Source organism: Azotobacter chroococcum, assembly GCF_004339665.1.
Taxonomy (GTDB): Bacteria; Pseudomonadota; Gammaproteobacteria; order Pseudomonadales; family Pseudomonadaceae; genus Azotobacter; species Azotobacter chroococcum.
In genome coordinates, this window is the sequence record NZ_SMMU01000038.1 from 18,428 (window position 1) to 29,188 (window position 10,761).

The 10,761-nt window shown below is 58.7% G+C and carries 5 protein-coding genes and 5 pseudogenes; 2 read left to right on the top strand and 8 right to left on the bottom strand.

Features of this window, described 5'->3' with window-relative positions:
- Positions 1-83: 83 nt before the first annotated feature.
- The 5 genes and pseudogenes from EV691_RS19825 to EV691_RS19845 all read right to left on the bottom strand — a co-directional run.
- Positions 84-365: pseudogene (locus tag EV691_RS19825) on the bottom strand (transposase); the annotation flags it as partial.
- Positions 366-404: 39 nt separating this feature from the next.
- A pseudogene (locus tag EV691_RS19830) lies at positions 405-1,630 on the bottom strand (IS3 family transposase).
- Positions 1,631-1,686: 56 nt separating this feature from the next.
- Entirely contained in the window at positions 1,687-3,960 is a 2,274-nt protein-coding gene (locus EV691_RS19835) for a M10 family metallopeptidase C-terminal domain-containing protein (RefSeq protein ID WP_131299666.1), read from the bottom strand.
- Positions 3,961-4,196: 236 nt separating this feature from the next.
- Complete coding sequence (locus tag EV691_RS19840; RefSeq protein ID WP_242672594.1) at positions 4,197-4,400, bottom strand: PD-(D/E)XK nuclease domain-containing protein; 204 nt, start codon at positions 4,398-4,400, stop codon at positions 4,197-4,199.
- A gap of 89 nt (positions 4,401-4,489) precedes the next feature.
- Positions 4,490-5,436, bottom strand: a pseudogene (locus EV691_RS19845) (IS630 family transposase).
- Between the two features lie 219 nt (positions 5,437-5,655).
- Between EV691_RS19845 and EV691_RS19855 the strand changes: the two are divergent.
- Positions 5,656-5,880 (top strand): annotated as a pseudogene (locus tag EV691_RS19855) (transposase); the annotation flags it as partial.
- Between the two features lie 300 nt (positions 5,881-6,180).
- The gene (locus EV691_RS19860; RefSeq protein WP_131299663.1) at positions 6,181-7,137 is read left to right on the top strand and encodes a DNA replication terminus site-binding protein; all 957 of its coding nucleotides are present in this window, start codon (positions 6,181-6,183) and stop codon (positions 7,135-7,137) included.
- Positions 7,138-7,826: 689 nt separating this feature from the next.
- Here the strand turns inward: EV691_RS19860 and EV691_RS19865 are convergent.
- From EV691_RS19865 to EV691_RS19880, 3 genes and pseudogenes are all read right to left on the bottom strand, one after another.
- Positions 7,827-8,699 (bottom strand): ParB/RepB/Spo0J family partition protein, encoded by an 873-nt coding sequence (locus EV691_RS19865; RefSeq protein ID WP_207390228.1) that lies wholly within the window; start codon positions 8,697-8,699, stop codon positions 7,827-7,829.
- A gap of 232 nt (positions 8,700-8,931) precedes the next feature.
- Positions 8,932-10,056, bottom strand: a complete 1,125-nt coding sequence (locus tag EV691_RS19870) for an AAA family ATPase (RefSeq protein WP_131299660.1) — start codon at positions 10,054-10,056, stop codon at positions 8,932-8,934.
- A gap of 531 nt (positions 10,057-10,587) precedes the next feature.
- Positions 10,588-10,761: pseudogene (locus tag EV691_RS19880) on the bottom strand (IS3 family transposase); the annotation flags it as partial.

Genomic DNA, 10,761 nt, shown 5'->3' on the forward strand with positions numbered 1-10,761 from the left:
CAATGGCCCAACTAACCCGTCATCCACCGACCAAAACCAGGTGGTACCTCCAGAAACCTGGGCCTTGCCCTGATTTCTGCCTTTTACAGGCGCATCTCCCCTGCCTCGGCCAGCAGATGCCGTCGGGCCATCCACAGGTTTGACAGGGCTAACAGCGTCATCAGTTGCGCCGTATTCTTGGTCAGACCACGGAAGCGCACCTTGACGTAGCCGAACTGCCGCTTGATCACCCGGAACTGGTGCTCGACCTTGGCGCGTACCTGAGCCTTGGCCTTCTCGATCTTGCGGATCGCCTTGTACAAGGCGCTGCGCTTGCCATGTTTCCTGTAGGTGCTGCGCCGGGCCGCAATTTGCCAGATGACTTGACTGGACTTGCCCTTATCAAACCGGACACCGCCACCCCGTTAAGTTGATGTCGCGGTCATCCGCCTGAACTCCCGAGGCGAGCGGTAGTTCAAGGCGCTGTGCGGATGCTCCTCGTTGTAATGCGTGAAGGCAATCTCCAGATTGCGTAGCGCCGTCAGGCGATCCAGCCTGGGCATGTGGGCGATGTAGTCGCGCTTCATCGTTTTCACGAAGCTTTCCGCCATGCCGTTGCTCTGAAGGCTGCAGACCGGTGTGGTCAGCGGCAGCAAGCCAATCTCCCGGGCGAAGGCCCGGGTCTGCTCGGCGGTGTAAGCCGAGCCGTTGTCGCTCAACCATTGGATCGGTGTGGGCGGCAACATCTGGCCAAAGCGCCTCTCGACGGCCTTGAGCATGACATCGCGGACATCGTCACCGCTGTAGCCGTGGGGGCTGGCCACCCAACTGATGGCTTCCCGGTCGCAGCAGTCCAGGGCGAAGGTTACACGCAGGCGTTCGCCATCGTCGCAGCGAAATTCGAAGCCGTCCGAGCACCAGCGGGTGTTGCTCGTCTTGACCGCCACGCGACCGTCATGATGGCGTACGACGCCAGGCTGCTTGCGGCGCCGCTCCAGCAGCAACCCGTGCTCACGCATCACCCGCGGTACGCCCGCTTCTCGTTGACGGCAGGCTGAGCCTGTTGCTCGGCCTGCCGGCGCAGGAGCGCCCACACCCGGCGGTAGCTATAACTGGGCAAGTCGGAGACCGTACCCCCTGATCTGATCCAGCAACGCCGTATCGTCGGGCGTCCGACGGCGACGCGCTCTCCGTTCTTCTGGAGCCTGATTGATTCGAGCCGTCAGTTGCGAGCGCGACACACCGAGTCTTTCGCTGACCAGCTTCACTGGTCGTCCCCCGTCAACAAGGGTGAGTGCGCAATCCATTTTCGCGAGCGGGCGATCTCTACGGCTTCCTTGAGAACCTCTGCCTCCATGGTCTTCTTGCCCAGCATGCGTTGCAGTTCCCGGATCTGCCTCAGGGCATCGGCCAGCTCCGAGGCGGGCACTACGGCCTCGCCGGCACTGACCGCCGACAGGCTGCCGTCCTGGTAGAGCTTGTGCCAATGGAACAGCTGGTTGGGATTGATGCCGTTGCGCCTGGCCACCACCGAGACGCTTTGTCCCGGCTCCAGGCTCTCGCGCACCATGGCGAGCTTCTCCTCGACGCTCCAGCGGCGACGCCGCTCCTGGCCGAGCACTTCGATGTATCTGTCTTTGCTGGTAGTCATAAACACGACCGTTTGCCTATCCCTTATGGTAAGGGGGAAACGGTGTTTCTGAGGACTCATCCACAGACAACCTGTTCAGACTGTGCGACACCGATCAACTCGAAGTCCGCCACCGGTGTGGCAAAGAGGAAATCCTCGGTAGAAAGATCGCCATGGTCGCCATCCAGGACAATCTCGAAACGCCGTCCTTCCGCATCTGTCTCGAAGCTCTTTAGATAGGTGCGCTCGCCGCTCACCTGCACGGCCAGGGTGCCGTTGTAGCCGTCGCCCAAGCCGGTGAAGCCGAGCGCCGAGAGATCGATGCGATCCTCGTCGGGGTCGAAGTCGCGGATTCGGTCGGCGAAGCTCTCGCTATCAGTGCGGTAGCTGTCCTCGCGGCTGGCGATGCGGAATACATCGGCGCCGCTGCCGCCGATCAGCAGGTCACGTCCGGAGCCGCCATCGAGCAGGTCGTCGCCGCCGGCGCCGTGCAGGCGGTCGTCACCGCCCGCGCCGTCAAGGATCTCCGCCAGCCGCGTGCCGCTCAGGTGCTCGCCGACTGTGCTGCCCTCAAGGAACTGCGGCGCGAAAATCAGTTGACCGCCGTCGAGCAGGTCGCCGAAGTCGCCGTTCAGAGTTACCTCGAAACGCCTTCCTTCGGTATCCGCCTCGAAGCTTTTGAGGTAGGTGCGCTCGCCGCTTACCTGCACGGCCAGGGTGCCGTTGTAGCCGTCGCCCAGGCCGGTGAAGCCAAGCGCTGAGAGGTCGATACGATCTTCGTCGGGGTCGAAGTCGTGAACCTGGTCGGCGAAGCCTTCGCTGGCAGTACGGTAGCTGTCCGCCCGATTCGAGAAACGGAACAGGTCGGCGCCGTCGCCGCCGGTCAAACTGTCGCGCCCGGCACCACCATCGAGGATGTCGTCGCCGCCGAGAAAGGCAGCATTGCCCCCGCCGTTCAGAATGTCATTGCCCCCCTTGCCGAGGAGCAGTTCGTCGATGTCGGCGTGACGGCGGCCGATCAGCTCATCGTTTCTGTCGCCACCTTCGATGAAAACGATGCCATCGTCCAGGTCGCCGAAATTCGTATCGCGACTTCCGTCGGCAGTCATGCGGATCACGCCAAAATCCCACTCCCCCGAGGGCTCATCATCTTCCAGGGTGCTTGATTCGGCGGTGAAGTGCCCTTCCGCCAGTAGGATCTTGCCGTCGGGCTGGATGGCGAGTCTGGAATAGCGCTCATCACTGGAGGGGGAAGTGACAAAGCCATCGTTACCGAAGCCGGTATCGAGGCTGCCATCGGCGTTCAACCGGGTTATGGTGTTCTGGTACTCATAGCTGCCGCCGCCGAATAGGAGGATCTTGCCATCGGGCTGTACCATGGCATCGCTCCTTGCATCGTAGACCCCCGCGGGATCAACGACAGCCCTGCCTTGGTCGCCGAAACTGCTGTCGAGGCTGCCATCGGCATTCAGGCGGACCACGCCGAAGCTGTAGTCCTCGTAGTAGCTGTTTTGGCTAAGGTAGTGCTCATAGTAGCCAGTGCCTGCGACCAGAATCCTACCGTCGTCTTGCAAGAACAGACCGTAGCTTTTGTCGTCGCTTACGTGGGTCACGCCAAGATCGACGACCACCTTGCCGAGGTCACCGAACCCAGTGTCGAGGCTACCATCGGTATTCAACCGCATCACGCTGAAGTCCCAGCCGCCAGTGGCAGGGTTGTAGCTGGAGCCCGACACCAGGATCTTGCCGTCGGGCTGTACGACTAGGCTGTCGACCTGGTCCTCGCCGCCGGCGATATCGATGATGACCTTGCCCAGGTCGCCAAAACCGCTGTCGAGGCTGCCATCGGCGTTCAGGCGGATCACGCCGAAGTCGTTGTCGCCGGAGCCGGCCACCAGGATCTTGCCGTCGGTCTGAACGACGACGACACGGGCAAGGCCTCCGCCGTCGAAATCGACGCCGGCCTTGCCGCCCTCGCCGAAGCTGGTGTCGAGGTTGCCATCGGTGTTCAGGCGGATCACACCGAAGTCATGGTCAGCGTTGAACCCGGCCACCAGGATACGGCCGTCGGCTTGCAGGGACAGGCTGCTACCCCAGTCGCTGGAGACCTTGCCGAGATTGCCGAAATCGGTGTCGAGGGTGCCGTCGGTCTTCAGCCGGATGACGGTTTCGTAACCGTAGAAGCTGCGGCCCAGCAGCAGAACCTTGCCGTCGGGTTGCACAAGCATGGCTTCGATGTTCTGGTCGTTGTCGTTAGGACTGTAGGCACTCTTGTTATCCACGAGCACCTTGCCGGTGGCCGCACGAGGCGTGGAGAGCGTTACGTTACTGCTTAGTGTCGATATAACCATTCAACAATCCTTGTTTGGCTTGATGTTTTGCAGGCAGCCCATTCGGATGCCTTGGTGGGTACCAATTGCAAACTTGCAGCAGCCTTCCAAGACAGCTGCTCCGCTCGCCACTTTCCTGCTCAGAAGGGTTCTTACTAGGGGGGTGAACTCAAGCAGATCTGTGACCGTTTTGATCTGAGCAAAGTGCCCAACCTTGTACCGTAAATTTTAACCCGGCCAGCTGTTTCCCTACTCCGCTAGCCTTGGATCTCACCAACGTCTACTTGCGCGAAGTGGTCAGTAGGCTCTACCTCGAACCCCACCACACTTCGACTCTTGCGGCTGAACTCCACGCCGATCAGGTGAATCGGTGTGTGGTACTTCTCGGCATAACCGCGCTCGCGGATCTGCTGCAGTGCCTTGCCTTCGGGCACCAGCTCCACCACCTTGAACTCGAACAAGTAGACTTGGCCTATTCCAGCAATTGAGCAAAACTGCCGCGCATCCTACGCATGAACGCTTCGGCGTCATGCGCTAGAGCATTTTTACCTTATCCCGATTCATATTCGGCTGCCTCGAAGTAGTGCCTGCAGTCCTGCGCCGAGAACTGCCCGATCGCCTCGCCAATGCTCTGCCACAGCTCCGGCACGGTCCGCGCCGCCGCTTTTCGCAGCAGCGCCTTGAGCTTGGAGAAGGCCATCTCGATCGGGTTCAGGTCGGGGCTATAGGGAGGCAGGTAGCGCAGTGTGGCTCCTGCGCCTTCAATGGCCTGGCGTACCCCCGCGACCTTGTGGGCCGGCAGGTTGTCCATCACCACGATATCGCCGGGCGTCAGCTCGGGAACCAGGACCTGCCCGACATAGGCCAGGAAGGCCAGGCCGTTCATGGCGCCGTCGAGCACCAGCGGAGCAGTTAGCCCGTCCACGCGCAGGCCGGCGGTAAAGGTCGTGGTTTTCCAGTGACCGTGAGGGACCGCGGCCAGGCAGCGCTCGCCGCGAGGGGCCCTGCCTCGCAGGCGGGCCAGGTTCGTCGCGGCGGCGGTTTCGTCGACGAAGATCAGCTTGCGCCAGTCGAAACCGGGTTGTTCCTCGAACCACTCCTGTCGGGCTGCCTGGACGTCCGGCCGCTGCTGCTCGGCCGCATGCGCGGTCTTTTTTTGAACGTCATGCCGTGCCGGTCGAGAAACGTCCATACCGTCGCCAGGCTGACCCGAATACCGCGCTCCCGCTCGAGGGTTGCGGCGAGCTCGGCCAGCGTCAGGTCGGGGGTTTGCTCAAGCAGGCCGAGCAGATAGTCCGCATGGGGATCGAGCCGCAAGCCCCGGGGCTTGCCCTGTCGGCGGGCGACGAGTTACCCGCCTTCCCGAAAGCGCCGTACCCAGACGATCGCCGTCGCCGTGCCGACGTCGAATCGCTCGGCGGCCTGCCGAGCCGACAGCCCGCCCATGGCCGCGTCGACGACGCGTCGGCGAAGATCCGCACTGTATGCCCGAGCCATTCTACTCTCCTTGTTCGAGCGGGAGAGGAGGACCGAAATGACCAGGAAGAGCAACCCCTGTATGTCGAATTCGTGTTTTCAAAAAATGCTCTAGCCGCTGGGGTATTGGAGCCCGTGACTGAGTAAAGAGCGCACGGCTGTTGTGCTGGTCTTCCTGAAGCCCGAACGGTTACGCGCCCCGGCTCAACCGAGTGCGCATGCACAAGGCGCCGTGAGGATTTGGCCAGCGCCACCCTCATTGCTGAACTGCCTGAGCTCGGACGGCTCAACCAGCGCCAGATCGCCGCGCTCGTCGGGGTAGCGCCGATGGCCAACGACTCGGGCACGAGCCGCGGGCGACGCCGCATTCAGGGCGGGCGCTTCGAGATTCGCCGCTTCCTCTACATGGCAACCGTGACTCGGAAGACGGTTACTCAGTTCCTGCAGGTGGGCCATCAGGCCATAGTCCGTGACAAACAGCTTGGACGACATCTGGAGTCTCTTGCCGAGATTGGAGGACCAAGCGGATCAGAAACAGACTCTCCTGCATGATAATACCATCCCTATATTACCCAACCGGCTTCCCACCTAAAGCAGCTCCCTCCCCTCCTTCTCCCCACAACTCAAGAAAAAAGAAGAAGAAAGAAGAGAAAGAAGCAAGAAAAAAGCTGGCCAGGCAGGAAGAACAGCCAAACGGGTCAGGCGTGAGGGGGCATGCTAAGATTAAATATGTAGGGATGGTATTATCAGCCAAGGAGCCCCTCCATGTACGAAGAGATCCAGAGCACATTTGCCCGACTGCGCGGCGCACTGCACGACTTCAACCTCATCTGGCCCGACCACGTTGTCTCAGGTATGGTCTGGCGGCTCCCCTTGCTCACCGAACAGCGGACCCCCGATACCATCCAGGTCGAACGCCTGGTTGGGCAAGAAGCCGTGGCAGCGACACAAATGGCACTGGTTGAATTCGAGCGCGACCTCGGCCAAGCCCCGGGTACCGTCATGCGCCTGCCAGGCTACTTCGTAGTCAGCGAATCGCTCCTGGAAAAGGTCCGCCAAATCAACGCGCTCAAGGATGAAGTGGCTGCAGCCATCGAGAAACTGCGCCTCGAGCTCAATCTCGTGCCGGCCGCCCGCCCCCGTCTCATGCGCCGAGCACTGGGTGCCAAGTTCAACACCAAGCAGCTGCTGCGCCACATCCAGTGCTTCGAAGGAGCCCCGCGGCTGATCACCTTCACCTGGGCAGGCCACACCACCGCCACCGGCAGGGTCTCCACCGCCAAGGTGCGCGAAACACTTCAGGCAAGTGTCGAAGCTAGAGCCAGTCGCGAAGGTCTGCAGATCGAAGAAACCCCAGAATTCCTAGAGTTGCGCACTCTGGTGAACATGGCCGACTCTGAAGTACTTACAGAGCGAAAGTCGGTGGCGCCTCATCCGCGTGCCATGCTGTGGTTCACCGACAGCTCACGCTATGACGCGATGATCCACGCCAACCTGCCAATGTTCGTCATGGCTGGAGAAAATACTTTCGAGGTGAGGGAATTGAAAAACTTCGATCGTAATGCGCGTCAAGCCAAGCGACCTGATGAAAAGCGCCGGATAGAGGTTTTACCCAACCGGGATCTCTTCCTATCCAGTCGTCGGCGGGAGACCGAGGAAATTTCACCCAATAAGGTCGAGGAAGCGAATGTCGCCTCAACCTATCGGAACACCGAATACTGACCGCCTCCCCTCCAGGCAAGCCAGCTTGGCAACCACGCTTCTTGAATGAACGCTTGGCCTATCCAAACCAGACTTGGCCAAGTACAAGGAGTTCTGTCCAAGCGGTTGTAGCTCCCTGCTCTTCCCGATTATCCCCCGGAATTCATCGTTTCACCTTCTGGTGTCAGCCTTCCTGCGTGACTATCGACCAGTTTCGCGGCTTTGATCTCCCACGCTTTCCTCTCGACTTAACCGGCTCGGCCTCAGGGCAGGAGTTCTCTGTGGTGCTCGAGGAACTTCTGCAGCTTCATCTCCCGCCCCCAATCGGCTGGCACAATACCCGTTCAGTTTCAGACTTCTACTCTCCCACGTCTCCAAATAGTATCGGAGTGGCTCTCGGGGAAGAGACCGCTCTGTGGTCAACGAAGGGTTTCTGCAGTTTCATCTCCCAAGGGCAGGTTGGGGTTTCTGGTGGTTTTGCCGTTTCGTCTCCCGCTTTCAGGCTTCCTGCCTATCGGCCAGTTTCGAAGCTTTGATCTCTCAGCTTTTCCTTTCGATGGGGTCACTTACGACCGCGTAAGTGAACACGTCATGAAAGATTATCGTGGCCTGCCATGGCCGCCAAATCATGGGAGCCCCGCCCTTTAAGGCGGGGAAGATATCAAAGGACTCTCCGCTATCCTCAACAACCCTGTTCTTGGCAAACGCGTCTATTCGTTGGTTTGAAGATTATCCGGCTTGATCGTTTCCAGGAACGCGGCCAGCTGTTCACTGAACGCCTCCATGTTCACATTCTTTTCGCAGCGAAATTCCATTTTGCGCCCGTCAATTTTCATTGTCCCGAGCCCGGTGAATGATTTCGATACGACTCTCGACAGATCCGGATTACCCTGCTGCTCGGAAATTTTTTTGCTGATCCAGCGTAGGGCCTGCACCTGGCTGAGGCCCTCATCGCGCATCGAGGTGATCGCCTTCAGCAGCAGTTCAGGATGTGTTTTTCCAAACTCAATGAACTCTTTGGCCTTCAGGCCGCCGATCAGGCCAGGGCTCTTGTCCAGAATCTTGCGTGCCTCCTCTGGCAACTCCATAAGAAGCAGGCAACGGCTGACAATGGAAACATTCACGCCCAATCGCCTAGCCAAGGCACGCTGACTGGACTCATCCCCAGAGGACAGAATATGAGCGTAGCTGCGGCCACGCTCATATTCTGTCAGTGGCTCCTGCCCCTCGTTGTCCGTGAGGGCCAGAATTTTCGCCATGGCATCGCTCATTGGACGAACGTAAGCCATCACCGTTTTGAGCCCCACAAGTTTGTGGGCTCGCCAACGCCGCTCTCCACCGATCAGCTCATACTCACCCGACTCGATGGGGCGAACAATCAAAGGCTTGACCAGGCCGATGGATTGAATCGAGTTCGCCAGCTCCTCGATGGCAGCCTCATTGAGTGTCAGACGTGGCTGGTAGGGGGATGCCTTGATCGCCTCGACAGGGAGCTCAACCAAAGTCGTTTGTGACTCACTTTTGGCCACGAGCTCTACAGCAGTCTCAGCAGGGCCATCATCCTCTTTGCTCATGGCAAGCATTTGAGCTCTTGATACCTGCTCCGTCGGTTGCGGTGCAGTTGCTGGCATCCTTAGCCCCACCATTCCTGCCGTTCTTTTACGGCCTGGATAGTCGTCAGATCTCACTCAAAATTCTCCATGTCCAGCTGTTGCTTGAAGCAACAGGTCACTCGGGGGTAAGGGTGTTGCTTCAAGCAACACCCCGACAGGGCTAACAGCGCCGCTTCAAGCAACACCTTGAACGCTCCCTGGATCATGCTATCGCTCGCATACGCTCGAGGATCTCACCGAAGACAGTCCTGGCAGATTCGAATGTTTTGGATGTCGCCCCTTTCCAGAGAAGCAATGGAATCCCTTGGTCCAGGGCTTTACCGTAATCCTCGGAAAAGTAGAGCCTTTCGTCCGTAACCCGATCAGGGAAAAGCTCATTGAGAAGCACCAGGTTCTCGAGAAGGCGCCTACGGTTTTTGATAAACATTGTCGGCAAAGCCGCAAGCGCAGGAGAGCGCTTATAGTCCTGCGCAAAGCGAACCACCCAATCGTGTAATCGCATCAACGCACGGAAGGAAAACTTGTCCATACGAATAGGACACAGCAGAAGGTCGCAGGCAGCGACGGAGTTCTTGGTTAACCTGGATGCAGCAGGCGCATTGTCAAAGATGATGACGTCGTAGATGGAAAGATCACAGTCAGGCAGTCCTCCTGTGTTGCCAGCCTCAATCCATTGCGCATACCAGAAGTCGCTATTGTTCGCGGCATCCAGGGCAACGCCAAGATCGTCCAAGTAACCATCGGATGGAATGAGGTGAACACCGTTTTCACCAAAGGGCTTTTTAATTACCTCATTGAGGGTCTTGCTTGGGAATGGGCGCATTCGAAGCAGAGGGCTAACAAGGTTACCGAGATGACCATCGACAAGGCGGTCAGCAGGAATTCCCATGACTTTCAGGTCTGCATCACTCAAATCTGGGTCGTAGCCAAGCATGCACGACGAGTCGCCTTGGGGATCATTATCGATAATGAGCGTTTTCAGGCCGGCCAGCTGAAGATAAATGGCAAAGTTGACTGCCGTAGTGGTTTTCCCAGTACCACCTTTCTGAACAAAAGTGGAAACCACGATCTGCCTCTGCAAGCCTTTGGCATACCCCTTTGCCCGGCGCAGGGCCGCGATTGTGAAAATGTCATCGAGCGTATAGGCCCTGGCCGTGGCGGTGCCACGAGGTACCCGGCGAATCTCGATTCCATTTTCTTCTTCAATGTCTTTTAACCTTCGGGTCGTCAGGCCAAAGCATTCGGCTGCGAACTGAGGCGGATAGAGCAGGGAGTCGAAATCAACGAAATTAGCACCTTCTTCCGGCATTTCAGTCTGAACGTTCATTGCGGTCTCGGTCGTGAATGGATGTTGTTGAGATGATAATAAGGTTATTGAGTTTTTAAAGGACAAGTTCTGGTTTTAATGAGTTTTTTATAGAAATTCCTGAACTGAATCATATCCATTTGCCAGACGCACTCCACCTATGACTCTCCCTCCACTAAACCGCTTCGGTGGTTGTAGAGAGCGCTTCAGGGGTCAAGTTCTGGGTTGCAGCACCATAAGGGCTGGCTATCAGCGCACCGCGTCAGCGCCGGCACCGGCGTCTGCTGGCAGAAATAAACACGGCTTCGGTCATCTATCCGCTGGTGCAGACGATTCATCTGTTGGGACAGTTCCGTTAGCGGAGAGCGCCACACCGACTGGCGCTGCAGGGCGGCTAGCTTCGGCAAGGCCTCGCGCAGCCAGCTCGAATTGGAGATCCACACCAGGATCGCCAACCGCCACAGGGACGCCTTGCATCAATTCAGCCGGCAACTGGTGAACCAGTACGGCGAATGAACCGCCCCGGGAATCTCGGAGGCTCTTTGGTGTGAGTCATGCCGCCAGGGCGGACTCGTCGAGTTGTCGATAATACGCCGCTTCAGCTTCCGCCGGCGGGATGTTGCCGATCGGTTCCAGCAGTCGACGGTGGTTGTACCAGTCCACCCAGGTCAGCGTGGCCAGCTCCACGGCCTCGCGGTTCTTCCAGGACTGGCGATGAATCACCTC

Coding starts and splice junctions, on each gene's coding strand:
- EV691_RS19835 (WP_131299666.1), bottom strand. CDS start 3,960: ATGGTTATATCGACACTAAGCAGTAACGTAACGCTCTCCACGCCTCGT.
- EV691_RS19860 (WP_131299663.1), top strand. CDS start 6,181: ATGTACGAAGAGATCCAGAGCACATTTGCCCGACTGCGCGGCGCACTG.
- EV691_RS19865 (WP_207390228.1), bottom strand. CDS start 8,699: ATGCTTGCCATGAGCAAAGAGGATGATGGCCCTGCTGAGACTGCTGTA.
- EV691_RS19870 (WP_131299660.1), bottom strand. CDS start 10,056: ATGAACGTTCAGACTGAAATGCCGGAAGAAGGTGCTAATTTCGTTGAT.